This window comes from Halorussus sp. MSC15.2, assembly GCF_010747475.1.
Classification (GTDB): domain Archaea; phylum Halobacteriota; class Halobacteria; order Halobacteriales; family Haladaptataceae; genus Halorussus.
On record NZ_VSLZ01000009.1, the window covers coordinates 53,867 to 75,763 of the forward strand.

The following is a 21,897-nucleotide window of genomic DNA, read 5'->3' on the forward strand; positions in this document are numbered from 1 at the left end:
TCGCCCGTAACGAGAAGGAGCGAGTCAGGCCGGGGTCGTCAACCCGAGCAACGCGTCCCGCAAAGCGTCAGAACCGGACGCGACTTCGTCGGCCTCTGAGAGGTCTTGGTCCTCGTTAGCGACAGTGCGGTAGCCGATGCAATGCATATCCGCGGCCTTCGCTGCGTGAGTTCCGTGCGTCGAATCCTCGACGGCGGCGCAAGCCGACGGCGAGACGTCGAGTAGCGACGCCGTATGTAGATAGATATCGGGAGCGGGTTTGCTCTCGCTCTCGATTTCGTCGCCACTGACTATCTCCTCGAAGTAGCGTTCGAGGTCGAACCGGTCCATCACGAACTGAATCCAAGCGGGCGGCGAAGAGGAAGCGAGTGCGAGTCTGGTCCCGCGCTCGTCCAGCGTGTCGAGTAGGTCGGGGAGTCCGTCCATCATCTCCGCTTTCTCGGTGTACAGTTTCTCGGCAGCGTCCTGATAGAGGTCGAGGAACGTCGATTCGTCCACGGTGACGCCGTACTCGTCGGCGAGGTAGTCGTAGGCGTCGTGGACGTTCATGCCCGCGATTTCTGCGGCCGTCGCAGCGTCGGAATCGACCGCTTCCGGGAAGATGAATCCCTCTTCGAGTTCACCCCAATGGCGTTCCGAGTCCACGATGACACCGTCCATGTCGAAGATGACAGCCTCCATCAGTAATCACCGGCCTTCGTAGTTTTCGATAGCACCGACGAACTCCTCGGGACTCGTAGTGAGTTCCGAAAGAGAACCGAACAGCATCGGATTCAGTTCTCCAACGATGTCCTTCGAGACCGAGTTCGGCGCGTGAGTCTTCAGACCGATAATCGGGATGTCGTGTTCGTGCGCGAGGCCGAGTTCGGTTCCGATACCCACGTCCGGAATCTGGCCGTCGAGGATTATCATCATTAGGTCTGCTTCGAGGACCTTCTCCCGATTAAATCGGAACAGTTCGTTCTTCGCGTCCTCGACGGTTTCGATGTGCGGTTCGTCTCCCGGTTGGAGATTCTCGATTCCGTCGCGCTGGGGCAGGAATACGTCGTGTCCCTCCGCCTCTATCATCTCGAGTATCTTCTCGTTGAACTGTAGCTGTGCTTCGCCGAAAATCGGCCCTGCAAAGTAAATGTGCATCGTTGCAAATCGGAAGAACCACTTATATGTATTAAGGCTTTCCATTAAATTTAGTTAGAAAGCACTAATGCACATAACACGAGTTGTCTACTCATGCAATGCGACCTCTCAGGTAGGACTGCGCTCGTAACCGGTTCTGGACGCGGAAACGGTCGAGCGACTGCTCTCACCCTCGCCGAGAACGGTGCAGACGTCGTCGTCAACGACATCGACCCCGACCGCGCGGAAGACACCGCCAGCGAGGTTCGGGAACGTGGCAGCGATGCTCTCGCCGTGCCCGCGGACATCACGGACGAAGCCGAAGTCGAGGCCATGTTCGAGCGCACCGCCGAAGAAGTCGGAGCAGTCGACGTACTCGTCAACAACGCAGGTGTAGGTGACGCCCAACGGTTCACGGAGGAGACCGACGACGAGATATGGGAGTTGAATCTTCAGACGCATCTCTGGGGGTCGATATACTGCTGTCGTCACGCGATTCCGGGGATGCGCGAGCAGGGATACGGGAAGATAGTCAACGTGAGTTCGATTCACACCAAAGAGGGCATCGGGATGTCTCCCCAGTACGACGTCGGGAAGTACAGTCTCCTCGGACTGACGAAATCGCTGGCCGGAGAACTCGCGTACGACGGTATCCGCGTGAACGCGGTAGCGCCCGGTTGGGTGAACACTCGGATGACAGAACACATGGTCGAGAAGACCCGGGAGAAGATTCTGGACCTGAACCCCCTCGACAGGTTCGCGGAACCCGAGGAGATAGCCGACGCGGTTCTGTTCCTCTCGTCACCCGCGAGCGACTACGTGAACGGTCACGAACTTCGCGTTGACGGTGGGCAGAAGCCGATAGAGAGCTGGAAACACGAGGAGTACTGACGGCTACCAGAATAGTTTTTAATTGTGGTCTTGACCTGACATCATGTGCGAAATAACACTACTTTCCCACGAAAGTAATCGAGGGGCGTCGCAAATGGAACGAGGAGGCGACAACCGATGACGGAAGAACCGCCCGAGAACAGGCGACTCTGGCTAGTCACTATCCTGACCTTCGTCGGACTCGAAGCGGTCGGGTTCCAGATGCGGGGCGCGCTCGTCCCGGAACTGAAACAGCAGTTCGCGGTGTCGGCCAGCATGCTGGGACTCGTCGCACCAGCCGGAACGGTCGGGTTCGTCCTCTGCGTCGTCGTCATGGGAACGGTCGCAGGTCGAGTGAACATGAAGCGGTTCCTCCTAGTGGGTTCGCTGATAGTCTCGGCGTGCATGTTCGTGATGGGTCTCGCACCCACCTTCGTCGCGTTCCTCGGAGCACTGTTCGTCCGAGGAGTCGCGACGGGACTGTTCCGAGGTCTCGACAGGCCGATTCTGAGTCACCTCTACCCCACCTCCCGTGGGCGAATATTCAACATGTACGACCTCGCGTGGGCGGTCGGAGCGACCATCGGACCGCTCTTGGTGACCGCGTCGGTAGCCGCCGGAAGCTGGCAGTTCGCCTATCTCGGACTGGCGGTCACGTTCGTTCCGGTCGCGATACTCGTCTCGAGGACGGACCTCCCGCTCGAACCGGGGACGGAGGAGGAACTCGACCTCGGAGCACTGCGCCACATCATTCGAAAGACGGGTATCGTCGGGATGGCCGTCGCGATGTTCATCGGCGGCGGCGTCGAGGGCGGTATCTTCACGTGGCTTCCGTACTACGTCGGAAAGTCGTTCTCTCAATCCTCCGCTAACTCGGTCCTCTCGCTGTTTCTCGTCTCCTACGTCCCCGGCCGACTCGTCTACACGTACATCTCCGAGCGAGTCCAATACATCAACCTCGTCATCACCATCGGCGTTCTCCTCGTGCCGACCGCCTACGTCGTCTTCTCGACGTCCACGTGGGTGGTACTGCTCGCTGGTATCGCACTGATGGGCGTGCTTCAGTCGGGTATCTATCCGAACATGGTCGCGTTCGGCGTGGAGACTTCGCCGGAGTTCAGCGGTCCCGTGAACGCTATCGCGACGAGCGCCTTCTACGCCGGAATGGCGAGTTTCCCGGTCCTCATGGGCTTCATCGCGGATTACCGCGATATCTTCCTCTCGATGAAGTTGATAATCGTACTCGCGACGCTGTTCGCTAGCATCGTGGTGGTGACGAAACTGGTCGACCAGCGGACCGGACAGAGTAGCGTCCCGGCACAGGGGTGACTCGCGCGAGACTCCCTTCGTGACGACATCGGGGAGACAGTTCCCCGGAACGACTATTTACGAATGGACAGAGAACTAAGGCTACGGCACCCATGTCAGGCAACGCTTCCGAATCCGTCGATTTCGAGGCCTCGGCTCCGTCGAGAGTGATGTCGTTCAACGTGCGCTACGATACCGACTCCGACGGCGAACACGCGTGGCCCGAGCGGAAGGAGATGGTCGCCAGCGTGCTTCGATTTCACAAGCCGGACCTCGTCGGACTACAGGAGCCACTGAAGCATCAGTTAGACTATATCGACGGACAGACACCCGGCATCGAATGGGTCGGCGTAGGGCGCGCAGACGGTGACACGAAGGGCGAACACGTTCCTATCGGATATCGGCCGAGCAGGTTCGAACTCCTCGATACCTCGACGTTTTGGCTTTCAGAGTCGCCCACAGTGGCGGGGAGCGTCGGCTGGAACGCCGCACGACCTCGAATCGTGACGTGGGCGAAGCTCCGCGACACCGAATCGCAGACGCGATTCTACCTGTTCAACACTCACCTCGACCATCGGGGCGACACCGCGAGGGTAGAAAGCGCGAGGCTTCTCCGAAGACGAGCGTCCGACATCGCGGGTTCCGACCCCGTCGTCGTGACGGGTGACCTCAACTGCACCAAGTCCGACGGCCCGTACCGAGAACTCACCGCCGAAGAGCAGTCGGGCTGGCAGTTGTTCGACGCGAAGCGCGAATCCGAGAACGGCCACTACGGTCCCACGGTGACGTTCGACGCCTTCGAGGGGGAACCTGACGCCAAAATCGACTACGTGTTCGCGACCGACGACGTTTCGGTGTACCAGCACGGCATCGTCAGAGAACGGTGGGACGACCGACCACCGTCGGACCACTTTCCAGTGCTGGCGGACGTGTGCTTCGAGGGGTCCCGAGAGAGAAGCGCGTACTGACCGTCCGTCATCCAAAAGTCGAGTCCGCGTCCCTACCGCGAGAAGACGACTACCGGTCGGTCGCGTCCTACGGTTATCGTTCGGTCGCGTCCCACGCGTCCGGTACCTCGATGACGTACTTGCCGTCTTCCTTCAGGGAGATGATGTACTCCTCGCGCTCGTACAGTTCCATCAGGTTGAGTTCGTACTGGCCGGGTTCGACGATGCGGATGCTCTCGAACTGGCTGTTGAGTTCCTCTCGGAGTTCTTCGAGGCCCGGATTCTCGTCGTCGGGGGTATCGACGACGTTCGCCTCCGCGTCCGAGTCGCCCTTCGGCACCGTGTCAGGTGGGGCGTTGGCCGGTTCGTCGGGGAGTTCCGACTCGTTCACGACGTCGCGGCGAGCGTTGGCCTGCGCCGAATCCTCGGCGACGGGGGCAGCACTTCCAGTCGCGTCGGCCGAGGTCCGAGGGCTGGGGTTCCCGGTACGGTCGGGCTGAGTAGTTGCTCGGGTGTTCTGCGTCTCGGTGTCGTCTCCCGTACCGACCCAGTCACGGACCGTGGCCGCCGCCCTGTTGACGGCGTTGGCGTGGTCGTCGCCCCCGGTTTCGGGTGCATCGTCCCCATCCGACCTGACGTTTTCGGGAGCCTTCTTCGGTTGCGTCGCGGGTGACGCCGTTCTCGACCCGGTCTCACCAGTGTTGCGCTCTGCGGCTCCGGCGGGCTGGAACTGGAACTTGTTGCCGCCGCAGTCGGGACAGCCCGAGAGCATCTGCTTCGAACCGTCCTGAAACGACCGGCCGCAGTTAGTACACTGGTGAGGCATTATTTACGTGAGACGAGGGCGCTGATGAGGTTCTCGTCCTTGTGGAGCGTCTCTATCTGGTTCGCCGGGCCGATGACGGTGAGCTTCTGCGTGGACTCTTTGCCCATCAATCGGTCGAGGAAGCTCTGGTCGGCGGTCTCCGAACGCGGGTAGGTCTCGATTTCGATGCCGTTGAACTCGTCGGGGCTGATTTCGGTCATCGTCACTTCGATGAGTTTGCTCTCCTCGTCGGGGGAGAGACCCGTTTCGAGGATGACGATGTTGCCGTCACGAACCCCGTCCAGAATCATCCGTATCTTCTCCATCGAGGCCATCTCGGCCATGCGGTCGGCACCGATGAGGTCTATCTGGACGCCGCCGTTCGGGTCGTCCTCTGTCACTTCCGGCATGGTATCACCCGAAGTACTCCGCGATTTTGGCGTACACTTCGTCCATGTTGTCGCCTTCGAGCGCGGAGAGCGGAATCGTCTCGTGTTGCGGGAAGGCGTTGCGGATGCGCTGGACGCTCGAGTCCTCGAGGTCGGTCTTGTTGGCGAGAATGAGAACCGGGAGGTCCTGACTCTCGATGATACCGATGAGCATGGTGTTGACCTGCGTGAAGGGGTCGGTCGTGCTGTCGAGCACGTAGATGACCCCATCGACGTCCTCGCGGAGCCAGTGCATCGCCTCCGCGACGCCCTCCGTGGCTTCGCGGGAACGACGCACGGCGTCGTCCTTCTCCATGTCGTGGTCGAGGAACTCCTCGTAGTCCACTTTGGTCGTCACGCCCGGTGTGTCGACGATGTCGATGGACACCGTCTTACCGTCGCGCTCGATTTCGACGTTTTCTTTTCGACGTGCCCGGCGAGTCTCGTGCGGAATGTGACTCTCGGGACCGACTGCGTCACCGGTCCAGTCGCGCGCGATGCGGTTCGCGAGGGTCGTTTTTCCGGCATTCGGCGGGCCGTAGATACCGATACGCTTCGGCTCCTGCGCGGAGAAGAGCTTGTCCGTAACGCGGGAAATGCTGTCTTTCAGGTCCGTAAACAATCCCATCCTTTCCTCCCAGACCCCACTATCGGCGAACGGAACCGTCACGGGGCTGTTGCGCGAACAACTATATCCCACCTACTTAAACCTATGTCAGACACCACTCCGAAAGGTGTCTATTCGGTAGCATTGGTCGGTCGAACCGAAACGAGTCGTCGGCGATAGCTCGAGAATCGGTGAGTCACTAATACCGATATCCAACCAATACGAATACATTGTTTGTATTATAGGTAGGAGTTCAATCTCGCCTGACGGTCGAAACAACGTGACGAAAACGAAATCGAAACGAAACGAAAACGAACAGTAGGAAGACCAACGGAGACGAGAAGCGGGAGAGCAACGAGGCAAACGGAGAAGCCGTGAACACAGAGCAAACGAGAGGGAGACCAGACGGAAGACCGAAACTCAAGCGAGGGAAACGACGGAGACGCGGCTCCAGTTGAAACGGTGGGGTATCGAGGACGGAAACCAAACGACGTGGCGGGTGGACCCACCCCTGCCTTCTGGTTTCAGTGACCAAGCTGGTGAAACGGAAGTTGAAGTAGACGGGAGACGTAGCGTAGCTGAGAGTCGGAAAATCGAAGCGGTTCGACGGATGGACAGTAGCCAGTCGGAGGTTCACCACCCCCACCCCCTCGTTTCAGGTGGAGTTGTCGAAGGTGGGGCCGTGGGGTTGGCAGCATTCTCGTTCCGCTCGGAGAAAAGGTTGAACTAACGTCCCCACACTCCTATTCCTAGAAAATTGGTTAGTTTGCGGATATTGTTTTATCGCTATTGTAATAAACCTTTCCCCTATTATGCGCGGTCTTCTGCCCACCCCTCCCTCCTCTAAGCCGTTCCACTCGAAACGGAGGGGTGGGGGAGGCCCCCGCTAAACATCCGACTCTCTCACCGACCTCCGCGTATCGCTCAACCCTTCCACGAGTGACTTACGGTAACAATCTGCAAGGAAGAGCTGATATCCTGAGGAGATACCCGTTCTCTCGTACTCGATTACCTGCGTTCGAATGCCTTCTCTCTAATCGAAACGTCGCCTGTTTCGATGACGGTACTGACAGCCGTGGATGGTCTCTAGATGAAACGACGGGCGACGGATAGTGATGCAGACGATACGAATCTATTACCAAGCATCCGAAGCGAAGGTATTTCGACGCGACGGCGGTTCTTTCGTGGTCCTTTAGCTTCTAATTCCTCGTTTAATGTATCCGCAAATCCCGATACTGAGGAACTGCAACCTCGGATACCAAGATTTCCTCGCACGTACGTCTCGATACTCTTCTTCTCCTTCCTACACCTGCTTCGACTTCCTTCGTCTTCCTTTCTACTTCTGTACTACCGCTCTCCAATTTCTACTTCCCGCTCTCCGACCTCCACTTCTCCGGGACAGTCCGTGTGAGCGTCCGTCGCTTCCGATACTTCACGTCTGATTTTGTCCGAACTGAGCCGAAAGAAGAAAGAGTTTAATACCCTGCTGGACCTTTGGTTCTCCTGCATCAACTGGACGCGTTCGCCACTTCTCGGATTCGGCATCCCGGTTCCTTCGGTCGGTTTTGCCGAAATCTCACCGCGCGACGCGCGTCTTCCACCTGAAACAGAGGGGTCGAAACGTACGCATGACAGACGAAAACACGCAACCGACGGACGACGCGGTCGACGTGAGTCCCGACCGAAACTTCGACAACGTCGATCTCGACGACGTGGTCTTCGACGACGACGAGGACGACGATCAGGGACTCTTCGACGACCTGTTGTCCGGCGAACCGATATTCGAGAACAAGGAGGTCCTGCGACCGTCGTACACGCCGCACGAACTTCCCCACCGGAAGGACCAAATCAACAACATGGCGACGATTCTCGTCGCCGCGCTTCGCGGAGAGACGCCCTCGAACATCCTCATCTACGGTAAGACGGGGACCGGCAAGACCGCCAGCGCGAAGTTCGTCAGCAAGGAACTCGAAAGCACGTCCCAGAAGTACGACGTCCCCTGTAACGTCGAGTACATCAACTGCGAGGTGACCGACACGCAGTATCGCGTCCTCGCACAACTCGCCAACAAGTTCATCGAGAACAACCAAGAGTTCGTGGACGACCGCCTCGAAGAACTCGCGACGCTCCGCGAAGGCGCGAGTTCCGACCCCTCTCGACTCTCCGACACCGCGTTCGATTCCGCCGAGGCCGTCGACGCGCGCATCGACGAATTAGAAGACGACCGCGAGGAGATGGAATCGGTTCCCATGACCGGATGGCCGACCGACCGCGTCTACAACACGTTTTTCGAGGCCGTCGACTACGAGGAGCGAGTAGTCGTCATCATGTTGGACGAAATCGACAAACTGGTCGAGAAGTCTGGCGACGACACCCTCTACAACCTCTCGCGGATGAACTCCGAACTCGAGAACTCGCGGGTCTCCATTATCGGCATCTCGAACGACCTCAAGTTCACCGACTTCCTCGACCCCCGCGTCAAATCGAGCCTCGGCGAGGAGGAGATAGTCTTCCCGCCGTACGACGCCAACCAGCTCCGAGACATCCTCCAGCACCGCGCGGAGGTCGCGTTCAAGGCCGACGCGCTCTCGGACGACGTAATCCCGCTCTGCGCCGCGTTCGCCGCGCAGGAACACGGTGACGCCCGGCGCGCGCTCGACCTCCTTCGGACCGCGGGCGAACTCGCCGAACGCGACCAAGCCGAGGGCGTCAACGAGAAGCACGTCCGGAAGGCCCAGGAGAAGATTGAACTCGACCGCGTGGTCGAAGTCGTCCGCACGCTTCCCACGCAGTCGAAACTCGTCCTCTTCTCCATCATCTCGCTGGAGAAGAACGGTGTCCACAACGTCAACACCGGCGAGGTGTACAATATCTACAAGCGCCTCTGCGAGGAGATAGACGCCGACGTCCTCACTCAGCGCCGCGTCACCGACCTCATCAGCGAACTCGACATGCTCGGCATCGTCAACGCCGTGGTCGTCAGCAAGGGCCGGTACGGTCGGACCAAGGAGATTAGCCTCTCGGTACCCATCGACGAGACCGAGGCCGTGCTGATGTCCGACTCGCGTCTCGGCGACATCGAGAGCGTCCAACCGTTCGTACAGGCTCGGTTCGACAATTGAATCCCCGTCTTCGGACGGACCTCTTCGTCTTCGCGAGACGTACTCTGTACGGATGAGATAATCATACATACGCGAACTCCACTAAAATACAATTACATAATTATAGGTAAGAAACATTTTTTTATCGCTCGGGCATCATTGTATGGATGTATGCCGGAAATGAACCCTGCTACCCGGAGAGCAGTGTTGAAGAAGAGTGCGGCAACCGCCGGCGTTCTGTCGGGAATCAGTGTCGTCGGCGCTCCCGCCTCCGCGGCGTACGAACACACCCTCCGAGTCGAGGCTGACGGCGGTAGCGGAGCCTTCAGAACCGTCATCTACGCGAGCGACTACACGACGGAAAACTGGGAGGGCGACGACCTCGACGCCCGAGCAGGCGGTGACAGCGTCCGAATCGAGAGCTACGTGGACTCGGGCGCGTTCTCACCCGGCTACGACGTCGTGAAGTACAACGGCAGTCCCGACTCGCCCGACGACTTCACCATCAACGAGTACAGCGACAACGTCGTCGCTACGCTCGACGGTGAGGTCATTCCGGACCCCACCTGAGAGAACGCGGCGAGTTTCGAGACGCCCACATTCGTCCCCGCTTTTCGAGGAACCGAACGTCGACGCTCGGACGGTACGAAAACGATTCTCGGACAATCGGCGGTCGTCTAAATTTTCCCGGAGAACTTCAGCCTCACGTATCCGAGGTACGGGATTCGGACCTCGGCGGTACCGCGAATCCAGCCGGGCTTGACGACGTTCGATATTCCGCGGGACTGGTCGTAGAACCCGTTGTGGTCACCCTTCGTGATGAACCCCGCGTGGGACGCCGGGCAGTTCGACAGTTCGCGACAGTTGTCGACGCCCTCCGGAAGGTACTGCTTTTTCGCCTCGTCGTACCAGTTCTCCCCGTCTTCGACCCAGAATCTGGCGCGGTGGATTATCGGCGTCTCCTGCGAACTCCCGTACGGTTGATACACTACCACGTCTCCGTAGCGGTTGAACTTCTTGTAACCGGCTTCCTTCCCGGCCTGATACGTGACGACTCCGGTGCCTTGCTGGGCGGCCGCGGGCGCGAGTCGACCCTCCTCCATGATGAACACGAGGTCGCCCTTCTCCATGTTCGGCTGCATGCTCCCGCTCTCGATGGCCACCATCGGGGGCCAGACCCCGCTGACGGCGAACAGGAGGAGACCGATAGCGAGGACGATACCCGCGCTGCTCAACATCTCGCGCACGAACACGACCACCTGATTCTCGCTGTTGCGGAACCGGTGGACGGGAGCGAGCGGACCCGACTCCTCCTCGGTCGGTTCGCCGCCGTCCGTCGCTGGCCCCTCAGAAGATGGACCGTCTCGGGGAGAACTCATTCGACCCCACCTTGCCGTTCCGAGGTTGTCAATTTTCCGGGTGCAAGACGAACCCCGGTCGCGCGTCGGCCGAACGATGCGCTTTTGACGACCCCCCGAAATGTGAAACACGTGCCGTTGGAGACCCCGGCCCGTATCGTCAGTGAACTCACCAGTCGCGGCTACAACGCCGACCGCGAGGCCGTGACGCTCCTCGCGCGGGCCACCGACCCGGACGCCGCGCTCGACGCGGCCGTCGAGCGCGCTCCCGAAGACGCTCTGAAACTCTCCTCGGACCACGTCGAGAGCGTCCTCGCAGACCTCGAACCGGAACAGAGGTCCTCCGTTTCGACTGGACCTGATAACGGGAACGAGTCGGGGAAGAAATCGACCTCTGCAGGAGAAACGAAGGGGGTAAACGATGTCGGCGAAGCCGTCGCCGACGTCTCTCGGCCCGACGAGTCGATTCGGGACCCGGACCTCGACGCCCGGTCGGTCGAAATCACGGGTAACGTGACCGGCGAGAGTACTGGAACCGGCGAGTACGACGATTTCGTCTCCGTGTTTCAGGACCGATTCAAGCGCCTCTCGAAGCAGTTGCGTTCGCGGGTCAACGCTCGTCCGACTTCGGTCGTCGGCGAGATGCCCGGCGGCGGCGAGACGGCGATTGTCGGGATGATAAGCGACATTCGCTCGACCGCTAGCGGCCACTGGCTAATCGAGTTGGAGGACACGAGCGGGACCTACCCCTGTCTCGTCATGAAGGACCGCGAGTTCGCCGACACGGTCGACGAACTCCTCTTCGACGAGATAATCGCGGTCGAAGGGACGCTCTCGGACGACAACGGCGACGGAGACGGTATCCTGTTCGTAGACTCGCTGTACTTCCCCGACGTGCCCCGGACCTACCAGCCTTCGACCGCAGACCGTCACGTTCAGGCCGCGCTCATCAGCGACGTTCACGTCGGCAGTCAGGAGTTCATGGGGGAGGCGTGGTCGCGCTTCGCCGACTGGCTACACACGCCCGAGGCCGAGAACGTCGAGTACCTGCTCATCGCGGGCGACATGGTGGAGGGGGTCGGGGTCTATCCGAATCAGGACGAGGAACTCGACATCGTGGACCTCTACGAGCAGTACGAACAGTTCTCGGAGTACCTCAAGGAGGTGCCCGGCGACCTCGAAATCGTCATGATTCCCGGCAACCACGACGCCGTCCGACTCGCCGAACCCCAACCCGGTTTCGACGAGGAGTTGCGGGACATCATGTCGGTTCACGACGCGCGAATCTCGGGCAACCCCTCGACCGTCACGCTCGAAGGCGTCGATATCCTGATGTACCACGGCGTCTCGCTCGACGAAGTCATCGCCGAACTACCCGACGAGAAGGCCAGTTACGACGAACCGCACAAGGCTATGTACCAACTCCTGAAGAAACGCCACGTTGCGCCTCAGTTCGGCGGGAAGACTCGCCTCGCCCCCGAGGAGAAGGACTACCTCGTGATGGACTCGGTTCCGGACGTGTTCCACACCGGCCACGTCCATAAACTCGGATGGGGAAAGTACCACAACGTCCTCGCGGTCAACTCCGGGTGCTGGCAGGCACAGACCGACTTCCAGAAGTCCGTGAACATCGACCCCGACGCCGGGTTCGCGCCCATCCTCGACCTCGACACGCTCGACATGACCGTCCGGCAGTTCAGCTGACCGACTGCTCCGAACGGCGACGGTTATGTTCCACCTGAAACGAAGGGGTTAGCGGGTTGACTCACCCTACCGACGGACGTCGGCGTCGCTATCTATCGGACGGGGATGCTTCTTGGACGTGAATGTCAGACGGACGTGGATGTCCGACGGACGTGGAGGTACCTGTCGGACGGACACGCCAGTACTCAACGGCGCGTAGAATTCGCGTTCACCGAGTGGTCGAGACGATATTCCAGCGTCCGACCGCCCTCGAACCGCGGACCGGTCCCCGCCTGCTGGAACCCGGCGGCCTCGACTACTTCTCTGGTATCCGCCTCGTCCTCGGGCACCAGCGCCTCGACGGCCATGTCCTCCTTCCGGGCGAACCGGACCGGCTCTTCCAGCAGTCGCTCGCGCGCCTCCCGGGACCCCCGGAGGTACGTCACCCGGACCGTCCCGGGCATCGCGTCGAATCCGACGAAGCCCACTATCTCGGACGTCTCGTCGTCCCCGTCGCTTTCGGTACCTGCGTTCTGGTCGTCAGCGTCGGTTTCGGCGACTCGGACCGTCCGGTCGTGGACCACGTTGCGCATCACCTCGGCCGGGGCGTCGGCGAGTTCGCCCAGTACCTCCCCGTCGTCTTCGACTGCGTCGCGCACGTTCATTGTTCACGTATCGACCGCGGACTAAGTTAAAGCCCGCGGGGAGTTCCTGTTGACGAGTAGACGTATCACCCCAGTTGCGGTGAACAGAGCTTTTTCGCTTGCAGCACTTTGTCAAGAACATGCATGGCACGGACGACTCCGCCCCCGAGACGGCCGATGCCGCCGACCCCGATTCGGAAGTCTCCGACGCTGCATTGAACTCCTCGGAACCTCCCAACTCCGACCGCTGTGACTACTGCCGTCTCCCGATTCCGACCGACCCGGTGACGCTCGAACGAGGAGGTACTGTCTACGAGTTCTGCACCGAGGCCTGCCGGGACGCGATGGCCGAGAGCGACCGCGCTTGCACGGAGTACCACGGGTTCCGGCGCGTCCGAACCGGCGTCTCGGGACTGGACAGGTTCCTCCCGCAGGGGTTCCCCCGAAACTCGTTCGTCCTGCTGTCGAACGACGAGGGCGCGCGCGACGACGCCCTCCGGGCCGAACTCGTCTGGCGGGCCTTGGAACGCGACGAACCCGCCACCGTCGTCACGTTCACCGAACCGCCCGTCTCGGTGGTCGAGGGGTTCCTCTCGCTCGACTGGAACGTCCTGCCGTATCTGGAGTCGGGCCAACTTCACGTCATGGACTGTTTCACCTACCGAATGGACGACCGCGACCGCGAGCGCATGTTCGAGCGCATGGACGAGTGGAACCGCCACATCTACGGCGTCACGAAGTCGGTGACCCAGACCGTCCGAGACCCCAGCGACGTGACCGAACTCCACAACAAACTCGACAATTGCCTCGAAGCGCTGTCGATGAGCGACCGCGGCATCGTCGTCGTGGACTCGCTGACCGAGTTCGGGACGCTCGTCCAACCCGTGCAGGCGTACAACTTCGTGAAGGACGTTCGAGCGGACGTCTGCAAGGGACGGTTCGTTCCGGTCTTCGCGGGCGGGACGTTCACCGGCGAAGAGGAGAGTTTTCCCCACGACCTCGGCTACGCCGTCGACGGCATCGTGGACATGCAGGTGACGGGTTCCATCGTGAAGGACACGCTCATCAAGCGAATCCGCATCCGGAAGATGAACGGCGTCCTCGCCATCCCCGAGTGGGTCGCCTACGAGTTCACCGCCGGAAAGGGACTGGTCACGTTCGACCCGATAGCCGAGATGGACGAGACCGACGAGCGCGTGGAAGGCGGTGATACCCCCGGCGACGAACGCGGCCGAACTGAGGACGAGTCCGACGCCGAGAACCCGGAGGTCGCCGAGACCGGCGGCGAGTAGACGCGATACCGGCAGCGCGTGGACGTGGGATTGACAGCGAGTGGACGAGAGATTGGTAGCGAACAGACACGAAATTCGGGGGGTGGCAAGCTTCTCAGACATGGAAGCAGTTATCTGCGTGCCAGAGTTAGCCTCTCGCATGCATCAGCGTCCCGCACGGGGGTCCTCGGATTCACAGGTGATAGTATGCGAGTAGTAGCCAAGTTCGGCGGAACGAGTCTCGGAAGCGGCGACCGAATCAATCGGGCCGCCGACTCGGTGGCCGACGCCGTGGCGCAGGGCCACGAAATCGCGGTGGTCGCCAGCGCGATGGGTAACACGACCGACGACCTCCTCGACGAGATAGAGTTCGAGACCGACGAGTCGGACAGGGCCGAAATCGTCAGCATGGGCGAGCGAACCAGCGTCCGGATGCTGAAGGCCGCCCTCGCGGCCCGCGGCGTCGAGGCCGTCTTCGTGGAACCCGGCAGCGAGCGCTGGCCGGTGTTCACCGACGAACACGGCGAACTCGACGCCGAACGGACCAGAGAGGCCGCCGCGGAACTCGCCGCGGAACTCGACGGCGTGGTCCCTGTCGTCACCGGGTTCCTCGCGGAGGACCCCGAGGGCAACGTGACGACGCTGGGTCGGGGCGGTTCGGACACCACCGCCGTCATGCTCGGCAACTACATGGACGCCGACGAGGTGGTCATCGTGACCGACGTCGAGGGCGTCATGACCGGCGACCCCCACGTGGTGGAGGGCGCGCGGAACGTCGGCGAAATCTCGGTGGACGAACTCCGTAACCTCTCATTCCGCGGCGCGGAAGTCGTCGCTCCGAGCGCGCTCTCCTACAAGGACGAGAACCTGAGCGTCCGCGTCGTCCACTACCAGCACGGCGACCTGCTGGCGGGCGGCACCGACATCATCGGCGAGTTCGAGAGCCTCATCGATATGCGCGAGGAACGACTCGCCTGTCTCACGGTCGCGGGCCGGGCCATCCGAAACCGACCCGGCATCCTGCAGGAACTCTCGACGGCGCTCGGCGACAGCGACATCAACGTCGATGCGGTGGCGAGCGGGATGGACTCGGTCACGTTCTACGTGGACGAGACGGTGGCCGAACGAGCAGAGAACATCCTCCACCGCGAAGTCATCGAGGAACAATCGCTGTCGAGCGTCACCGTGGACGACGACGTTGCCGTCGTCCGGGTGATGGGCGGCGAACTCCCGAACCAACCGGGCGTCATCCGGAACCTCGTCAACCCCATCGCGGACGCCCACATCAACATCCACGACCTCATCACCAGTGCGACGAGCGTCGCCGTCTTCGTGGACTGGTCGGACCGCGAGGAGACGCTGGACATCATCCAGAACGAGTTCTGAAGCCCCGGAACGTTTTTTACCGGTTACGGACAACTCCCGAGTATGCCATCCGAACCCCCGAACGGTGGTCGCGTCCGCCAGCCACGGCGACAGTCCGCGGGGTTCGGCTTCTTCTTCGCGTCCTGACCGAGCGGCGGACTCCCGGGCCGGGCGAGGACCCCGGCGGGGACGAAACCGTTCGCTCGCGGCCGCCTCGACTGCTCGGCCGCGCTTCAGAAACGATAAACGGACGCACGGGCACGGTATCAGCAAAGAGAGCCTGACGCACGATGAAACTACCAGAATCACAGGTCGCGGTGCTGCAAGCCGCGAGCGCGAACGACGCACGGAGTATCGAACAACTGGCCGCCGACACCGACCTGAAACCCGAGACGGTGACGGGCGCGGCCTTCGAACTGGAGTCGGCGGGACTCGTGACGGTCGAGGAGTCCACCGACGAGACGGTGACGCTGACTGAGGAGGCGCGCGAGTACCTCCGAGACGGTCTCCCCGAGGTCCGACTCTACGAGGCCGCCGCGGACGCGGGGGCCGACGAGGGGTCGGTCCAGATGGGCCGGGTCATCGGCCAGTCCGGACTGGAAGGGCCGCAGGTGGACATCGCGCTCTCGAACTACGCCCGGAAGGGGTACGGGACAATCGAGAACGGCGAAATCACGGCCGACCCGGACGCCGACCCCGAGAGCGACGCCGAGTACGCCGCACTCGCCGCACTCGACGCGGACGAGTCGGTCGAGGACGAGACCGTGCTGGAGCAGTTGGAAAGCCGCGGACTCGTCGCTATCTCCGAATCGACAGTACGCTCGGTGACGCTGACCGACGAGGGCGTGACCGCGATGATGGAGGGCGTCGAGACGGCCGAGACGGTCGGACAACTGACCCCGGAGATGCTCACGTCCGGCGAGTGGCGCGACGTGGAGTTCGCCGAGTACAACGTCGAGGCCGACGCCGAGCGCATCGACGGCGGGAAGACCCATATCCTGCGCCAGACCGCGAACCGAGTGAAGGACACGCTGGTCGGGATGGGATTCGAGGAGATGGAAGGTCCTCACGCCGACGCGGACTTCTGGATAAACGACGCGCTGTTCATGCCGCAGGACCACCCGGCGCGGACCCACTGGGACCGGTTCGCCCTCTCGAACCCGACCGAAATCGACGACCTGCCCGAGGACCTCGTCGGGCGCGTCGAGGACGCCCACCACAACGGCGTCGGCGAGGACGGCGAGGGGTATCACTCGCCGTGGTCCGAGGACTTCGCGCGCGCCATCGCGCTACGCGGACACACCACTTCGCTATCGATGCGCTACCTCTCGGGCCACGAGGTCGGTGAACTGGAACCGCCCCAGCGGTTCTTCAGCGTCGAGAAGGTGTACCGAAACGACACTCTCGACCCGACTCACCTGCTGGAGTTCTTCCAGATAGAGGGGTGGGTGATGGCCGAGGACCTGTCGGTCCGGGACCTGATGGGGACCTTCGAGGAGTTCTACGAGCAGTTCGGCATCACCGACCTCCGGTACAAACCCCACTACAACCCCTACACGGAGCCGAGTTTCGAACTGTTCGGCGAACACCCGACTACGGGCGAACTAGTCGAGGTCGGCAACAGCGGGATGTTCCGCGAGGAGGTCCTCCGACCCCTCGGCGTCGATTGCGACGTGATGGCGTGGGGACTCTCGCTCGAACGCCTGCTGATGCTGATGTACGGCTTCGAGGACATCCGCGACATCCACGGGACGCTCGCCGACCTCGAACTGCTCCGCGAGACGGAGGTGCTACACTGATGCCTGTCGTAGACGTGAATCCCGACGAACTCCGGGACCTGACCGGCCGCGACGAGAAGAGCGACGACGAACTCATCGACGACATGTTCGCCCTCGGACTGGAGTTCGAGGGCCGGACCGAGGAGGGCGACCTCCAACTCGAGTTCGCCCCCGACCGACTCGACCGCCTCTCGGTCGAAGGGGTCGCGCGCTCGCTTCGCTACCAGTACGGCGACGACCGGGGCGTCTACGTCCCCGGGACGAACGACGCGGACTGGACCATCGAGGTGGACGAGAGCGTCCCCGACGAGCGCCCCTACGTCACCGGCGCGGTGATTCGGGACGTGGACCTCGACGAGGAGGCGCTCGACTCGCTCATCCAGTTGCAGGAGAAACTCCACGCGACGATGGGCCGCAAGCGCGCGAAGGGCGCTATCGGTATCCACGACCTGACGATGCTGAAGGGCCGCGCGGCGTCCGCGGAGGGCCAGACGGAGGTCGGCAACTCCATCACCTATCGCGGCATCGACCCCGACGGCGACACCTTCGTCCCCCTCGACTCAGACACGGAGATGACGCCCGCGGAGGTCCTTCGCTCGCACCCGACCGGCGAAACGTACGCCGACCTCGTCGCCGAGTACGACCGGTATCCGGCTATCTACGACGACATCGGACTGTTCTCGTTCCCGCCGGTCATCAACGGTCGCCGGACCGAGGTCTCGACCGACTCCCGGGACCTGTTCGTGGAACTGACCGGCACCGACCAGTGGACCATCGACCACATGTGCAACATCATCTGCTACGCCCTCGACGCTCGCGGCGCGAAGGTCGAGGAGGTCGAGGTCGAGTACCCCGACCGGACGCTCGTCCGGCCCGACTTCGAGGTCCGTCACAAGACCGTCACTCACGAGCGCATCGAGAGCATGCTCGGCATCGACCTGAGCGCCGAGCGCGTGCTGGACCTGCTCGAACGCTCGGGTCTCGACGCGGCGACCGAGGAAGTCGGTGACGACGAACTCGCCTACGAGGTCGAAGTGCCGCCCTACCGAGTGGACGTACTCCACCCCCTCGACATCGTGGACGACGTGGGCAGAGCGTACGGGTTCAACGACCTCGAACCCCGCTACCCCGACGTCGGGACGGTCGGCGGTCGCCACGACCGCTCGAAACTCGAAGACGCCGCCCGCGAACTGCTGGTCGGTCTCGGCTTCGAGGACCTCCTGAACTTCCACATGATAAGCGAGGCGGAGAACTTCGACCGGATGGGACTCCCGCGGCCGGGCGAAGACGGTGACGCGTCGGACGCGGACGTTCTCGGCGCGGACGAACCCGCGACCATCCTCGAACCGTACAGCGAGGACTACACCATGCTCCGGACGTGGGCGCTCCCCTCGCTGTTGATGGTTCTCGAAAACAACACCCATCGCGGCTACCCGCAGGACCTCGCGGAGGTCGGTCTCGCGGCACGCGTGGACGAGAGCGAGAACACCGGCGTCGCGGAGCGGCGCACCGTCGCCGGGGTACTCGCACGCCACGACGCCTCCTACGAGGACGCCAAGGCCCGCCTGCAAGCGGTCGCGCGCAACTTCGACGTGGAACTGGAGACGCCCGCCACCGACCATCCGACGTTCATCGACGGGCGAGTCGCCGAGGTCGTCGTCGACGGGGAGGCAGTCGGCGTCATCGGCGAGATTCACCCGGAAGTGTTGGTCGAACACGACCTCGAACTGCCGGTCGCTGGCTTCGAGTTCCGACTCGACGCGCTCGAATAGTCCTCCTGTTCTTCCCCGTCAGTCCAAGTCCGCGCCCACCGCGTCTTCCACCGAGTCGAACCCGTCGCGTTCCAGCAGGTCGAGAAGGCCCTCGTTGATGTCGCGTGCGATGCCGGGGCCGCGGTAGACGAGGCCAGTGTACAACTGAACTACGTGCGCGCCCGCGCGTATCTTCCGGTACGCGTCTTCGGCCGTGAACACGCCGCCGACGCCGACGACCGGGACGTCCACGCGCTCGGCGACGAACCGGGCCATCTCCGTGGCGCGCGGCTCGATGGGCTTGCCAGACAAGCCGCCTCCTTCGGCGCGATTGTGGCTCCGGAGGGTGTCGGGGCGGTCGGTCGTGGTGTTCGTCGCGATGACGCCATCGAGACCGAGTTCGTTCACGAGGTCGAGCGCGTCCTCGACCGCGGGGTCCGGGAGGTCGGGCGAGAGCTTGACGAGGAGCGGACTTGCGCCCGCGTCCTGTAGCGTCGTGAGGATGGCCTCCATCGAATCCCGGTTCTGGAGGTCGCGGAACCCCTCCGAGTTGGGGCAGGAGACGTTGACCACGAAGAAATCCCCTCCCTCGGCGACACGCTCGTAGGTGTAACGGTAATCTTCGGGCGCGTCGGCGGTGGTAACGTGTTCGGTCTTGGCGAGGTTGACGCCGACCGGGACGGACGCGTCCGCGGCCGTGCCCGCAAGGCGCTCGCCCACTGCGTCCGCGCCGTGGTTGTTCAGTCCCATGCGGTTGACGATGCCCTCGTCCTCGCGCAGGCGAAACATCCGCGGGCGCGGGTTCCCCGACTGGGCCTCGGCCGTGACGCCGCCGACTTCGACGTGGCCGAAGCCGAGACTCGCCAGTAACGAGGGTACCTGTGCGTTCTTGTCGAATCCCGCGGCGACACCGACCGGGTTCGAGAACTGTTGACCGAACGCGTCGGTTCGCAGGCGGTCGTCGTCCACGAAATACCGATTACGGAGCACGTCCGTTACCGGCGTCCCCTGTGCGGCCCGCATCCCCGCGTGGACCACGTCGTGGGCCGTCTCGGCGGGAAGTCCGAAGAGAAGTGGTTTCACCAACTGGTACGCGTTCATCATCCGTTTACCCTGACTCCGGTGGCAAAAAGCTCTCGTTCCGGCTCAGAATTCGTGTTCGACCTCGTCTTTGTCAGCCTTCTGGATGATGATTTTGTCTTCCCTGACGCGCACGAACACCTCGTCGCCGATGTCCATGCCAGCGACAGCGAGTTCGTCCTCGTGCAGGTTGATGTGGACGTTGTGATACTCGCCGTCCTCGCCTTTTGCGCCACTGGGGCTGAGCTTCTTTTTCCGTACCATCGCGGTATTGTACGCGTACGTTCGCCCCAGATTATACTTAAGTGTTTTCTACCAACCTACCCCGTTTTCGCCCGAAACCACGTCTGTATTCCAATACGTTGTCCGCGACGCGTCTCTCGTCGGTTCGTAAATTCGTCTCAAACCGCCTGACGGCAGGAATATACCATATAAGTCTTTCGACGAGAACGGCTCATATCGGCGATATATTTATAATGGGTCCTGTGCTGGATTGGCATGGAGGAAAAACCATGGTACGTGAAGACGGTAAACGAAACTTCGCTCTTCGAGAATCGGACGGTGACGAGAGTAGTGTCTTCTCAGGAAACACTCCTCGGCAGGCCGCACTGAAAGCTGCGCGACGCCTCGACCCAGCATCGTCCGAAGATGCTGCCGACCGCACAGAACTACGACTCCGAGAGAAGGGCACCGACAAGGTCCACATCTACGATGGTTGGGCGTGGAACGAGACGGCACCCGACGACAAACCTGATTGGATGCCAAACGAGATAACCGAAGCTAACGTCTCGAAGCAGGGCATCGAACACCTCGATGAATAGCGCGGTCGGTAACGACTTCTCATCCGTATTTGCTACCCCCGTCTAGTCACACACTTGTCTTCCACACACGGACGAGATGGGGAGGATTCTTGACCACGTACTCCGTACCGTCGTCTGCGCGGGCTACACCCGCCGAGACGATGCGCACGATGCGCAGGATGACCGGCTCGTTCTCCTCCCGCGCAACATCTGATACTACGGTCAACGTCGAGTTCTCCTTCGAATCGCACGACGGGTGCCACGTCATCGCACCCCGTTGTCGTTCTGGTTCGACGGCCTTAAGTGTAACCCGGCCATTCGTTTGAATGCGAACGAGGTCCGGTGGTTTGGGCCTCCGAGAGGTGGCGAGAATCGGCGTCTTTATCAGACGTCTCGGCCACCTCTCGCATAACGCCCCAATCCGGTGCCCTTAAGTGTATAAGGCCACTCGGAATGGATGTCCTCGTCGTCCCGCGATTCGGGACGGCGACCACACGTCCAATCCGGTGCCCTTAAGTGTACAAGGCCACTCGGATTGGACGTGACCGAGCCTTCGGGGGTCTTCCCACCGAAGGCCGACCACGGTTCGACGCCCTTAACTGATACGGGCACCTCGAACCAAACGCAGCAAAAGACGCAATGCGATTCGCGAGACGTTCAACTCGTCTCGCAGTCTCGGACCCGGCCGAGGTTCGATGGGTTTATGACCCATCGACACCAACGTTCTGGTCCGAAGGAAATGAGGATTCCACCCCTGCGGTCCGCCGTACACGATGGAATCTGATGTTAGCCCTGGCAGTTCGGTGACACCCGACCAACGATTCGGTCCGGGGTCGTCGAACTGACGGACCTAGAAGATAGACACGATATATGTGTCTCCGCCAGAAACCCACCGGGCCATTACGCGCTCGGCAACCATTCCGGTTGATCCTGCCGGAGGCCATTGCTATCGGAATCCGATTTAGCCATGCTAGTTGCACGGGTC

At 61.7% G+C, this 21,897-nt stretch carries 21 protein-coding genes and 1 rRNA gene; 12 read left to right on the top strand and 10 right to left on the bottom strand.

Going from position 1 to position 21,897, the window contains the following annotated elements; translation table 11 throughout:
* Nucleotides 1-24 precede the first annotated feature (24 nt).
* Together FXF75_RS20975 and FXF75_RS20980 are read right to left on the bottom strand one after the other, a co-directional pair.
* A complete protein-coding gene (locus FXF75_RS20975) occupies nucleotides 25-681 on the bottom strand; it encodes an HAD family phosphatase (RefSeq protein ID WP_163524022.1) in 657 nt (218 codons plus the stop codon).
* A gap of 6 nt (nucleotides 682-687) precedes the next feature.
* Complete coding sequence (locus FXF75_RS20980; RefSeq protein ID WP_163524023.1) at nucleotides 688-1,137, bottom strand: nucleoside 2-deoxyribosyltransferase; 450 nt, start codon at nucleotides 1,135-1,137, stop codon at nucleotides 688-690.
* Between the two features lie 93 nt (nucleotides 1,138-1,230).
* Here FXF75_RS20980 and FXF75_RS20985 point away from each other — a divergent pair, with 93 nt between their 5' ends.
* The 3 genes from FXF75_RS20985 (at nucleotide 1,231) to FXF75_RS20995 (ending at nucleotide 4,262) form a co-directional block, all read left to right on the top strand.
* Entirely contained in the window at nucleotides 1,231-2,007 is a 777-nt protein-coding gene (locus FXF75_RS20985) for an SDR family NAD(P)-dependent oxidoreductase (protein WP_163524024.1), read from the top strand.
* Between the two features lie 117 nt (nucleotides 2,008-2,124).
* Entirely contained in the window at nucleotides 2,125-3,315 is a 1,191-nt protein-coding gene (locus FXF75_RS20990) for a sugar MFS transporter (protein WP_163524025.1), read from the top strand.
* Between the two features lie 92 nt (nucleotides 3,316-3,407).
* Entirely contained in the window at nucleotides 3,408-4,262 is an 855-nt protein-coding gene (locus FXF75_RS20995) for an endonuclease/exonuclease/phosphatase family protein (protein ID WP_163524026.1), read from the top strand.
* Nucleotides 4,263-4,335: 73 nt separating this feature from the next.
* Here the strand turns inward: FXF75_RS20995 and FXF75_RS21000 are convergent, their stop codons facing one another.
* Genes FXF75_RS21000 through FXF75_RS21010 form a run of 3 tightly spaced genes read right to left on the bottom strand, consistent with a single transcriptional unit; the run spans nucleotide 4,336 to nucleotide 6,102 of the window.
* Nucleotides 4,336-5,067 carry a Zn-ribbon domain-containing protein gene (locus FXF75_RS21000; protein WP_163524027.1) on the bottom strand — a complete coding sequence of 244 codons (732 nt, stop codon included), beginning with the start codon at nucleotides 5,065-5,067 and terminating at the stop codon, nucleotides 4,336-4,338.
* The gene (locus tag FXF75_RS21005; protein WP_163524028.1) at nucleotides 5,067-5,456 is read right to left on the bottom strand and encodes a DUF2073 domain-containing protein; all 390 of its coding nucleotides are present in this window, start codon (nucleotides 5,454-5,456) and stop codon (nucleotides 5,067-5,069) included. The genes FXF75_RS21000 and FXF75_RS21005 overlap by 1 nt, the downstream gene beginning before the upstream one ends.
* A 4-nt stretch (nucleotides 5,457-5,460) precedes the next feature.
* Nucleotides 5,461-6,102 (bottom strand): Era-like GTP-binding protein, encoded by a 642-nt coding sequence (locus FXF75_RS21010; RefSeq protein ID WP_163524029.1) that lies wholly within the window; start codon nucleotides 6,100-6,102, stop codon nucleotides 5,461-5,463.
* Nucleotides 6,103-7,709: 1,607 nt separating this feature from the next.
* Between FXF75_RS21010 and FXF75_RS21015 the strand changes: the two genes are divergently transcribed.
* Entirely contained in the window at nucleotides 7,710-9,203 is a 1,494-nt protein-coding gene (locus FXF75_RS21015; RefSeq protein ID WP_163524030.1) for a Cdc6/Cdc18 family protein, read from the top strand.
* Between the two features lie 150 nt (nucleotides 9,204-9,353).
* Entirely contained in the window at nucleotides 9,354-9,752 is a 399-nt protein-coding gene (locus FXF75_RS21020) for a hypothetical protein (protein ID WP_163524031.1), read from the top strand.
* A 107-nt stretch (nucleotides 9,753-9,859) separates the two neighbouring features.
* On the opposite strand, the gene FXF75_RS21025 is transcribed toward FXF75_RS21020, so the two are convergent.
* A complete protein-coding gene (locus FXF75_RS21025; protein WP_163524032.1) occupies nucleotides 9,860-10,561 on the bottom strand; it encodes a S26 family signal peptidase in 702 nt (233 codons plus the stop codon).
* A 111-nt stretch (nucleotides 10,562-10,672) separates the two neighbouring features.
* Between FXF75_RS21025 and FXF75_RS21030 the strand changes: the two genes are divergently transcribed.
* Entirely contained in the window at nucleotides 10,673-12,244 is a 1,572-nt protein-coding gene (locus FXF75_RS21030; RefSeq protein WP_163524033.1) for a DNA-directed DNA polymerase II small subunit, read from the top strand.
* A 185-nt stretch (nucleotides 12,245-12,429) separates the two neighbouring features.
* On the opposite strand, the gene FXF75_RS21035 is transcribed toward FXF75_RS21030, so the two are convergent.
* On the bottom strand, nucleotides 12,430-12,888 hold the full coding sequence (locus FXF75_RS21035) for a hypothetical protein (RefSeq protein WP_163524034.1): 459 nt from the start codon (nucleotides 12,886-12,888) through the stop codon (nucleotides 12,430-12,432).
* 119 nt (nucleotides 12,889-13,007) lie between these two features.
* Between FXF75_RS21035 and FXF75_RS21040 the strand changes: the two genes are divergently transcribed.
* The 4 genes from FXF75_RS21040 (at nucleotide 13,008) to pheT (ending at nucleotide 19,053) form a co-directional block, all read left to right on the top strand.
* A complete protein-coding gene (locus tag FXF75_RS21040; protein ID WP_163524035.1) occupies nucleotides 13,008-14,159 on the top strand; it encodes an ATPase domain-containing protein in 1,152 nt (383 codons plus the stop codon).
* A 186-nt stretch (nucleotides 14,160-14,345) separates the two neighbouring features.
* Nucleotides 14,346-15,524, top strand: coding sequence for an aspartate kinase (locus FXF75_RS21045; RefSeq protein WP_163524036.1), 1,179 nt, complete (start codon nucleotides 14,346-14,348; stop codon nucleotides 15,522-15,524).
* A gap of 269 nt (nucleotides 15,525-15,793) precedes the next feature.
* Complete coding sequence (locus tag FXF75_RS21050) at nucleotides 15,794-17,302, top strand: phenylalanine--tRNA ligase subunit alpha (protein ID WP_163524037.1); 1,509 nt, start codon at nucleotides 15,794-15,796, stop codon at nucleotides 17,300-17,302.
* Nucleotides 17,302-19,053, top strand: a complete 1,752-nt coding sequence (pheT, locus tag FXF75_RS21055; RefSeq protein WP_163524038.1) for a phenylalanine--tRNA ligase subunit beta — start codon at nucleotides 17,302-17,304, stop codon at nucleotides 19,051-19,053. The genes FXF75_RS21050 and pheT overlap by 1 nt, the downstream gene beginning before the upstream one ends.
* A gap of 18 nt (nucleotides 19,054-19,071) precedes the next feature.
* On the opposite strand, the gene FXF75_RS21060 is transcribed toward pheT, so the two are convergent.
* Both FXF75_RS21060 and FXF75_RS21065 read right to left on the bottom strand, forming a co-directional pair.
* Nucleotides 19,072-20,133, bottom strand: a complete 1,062-nt coding sequence (locus FXF75_RS21060) for a quinone-dependent dihydroorotate dehydrogenase (RefSeq protein WP_163524039.1) — start codon at nucleotides 20,131-20,133, stop codon at nucleotides 19,072-19,074.
* 45 nt (nucleotides 20,134-20,178) lie between these two features.
* Nucleotides 20,179-20,376, bottom strand: coding sequence for a hypothetical protein (locus FXF75_RS21065; RefSeq protein ID WP_115798291.1), 198 nt, complete (start codon nucleotides 20,374-20,376; stop codon nucleotides 20,179-20,181).
* Nucleotides 20,377-20,624: 248 nt separating this feature from the next.
* Between FXF75_RS21065 and FXF75_RS21070 the strand changes: the two genes are divergently transcribed.
* Nucleotides 20,625-20,933: a non-histone chromosomal MC1 family protein gene (locus tag FXF75_RS21070; protein WP_163524040.1), complete on the top strand. Its 309-nt coding sequence runs from the start codon at nucleotides 20,625-20,627 to the stop codon at nucleotides 20,931-20,933.
* Between the two features lie 46 nt (nucleotides 20,934-20,979).
* Here the strand turns inward: FXF75_RS21070 and FXF75_RS21075 are convergent, their stop codons facing one another.
* Nucleotides 20,980-21,180: a hypothetical protein gene (locus FXF75_RS21075; RefSeq protein WP_163524041.1), complete on the bottom strand. Its 201-nt coding sequence runs from the start codon at nucleotides 21,178-21,180 to the stop codon at nucleotides 20,980-20,982.
* A 649-nt stretch (nucleotides 21,181-21,829) separates the two neighbouring features.
* Here FXF75_RS21075 and FXF75_RS22255 point away from each other — a divergent pair.
* Nucleotides 21,830-21,897 (top strand): 16S ribosomal RNA (locus FXF75_RS22255); the annotation flags it as partial.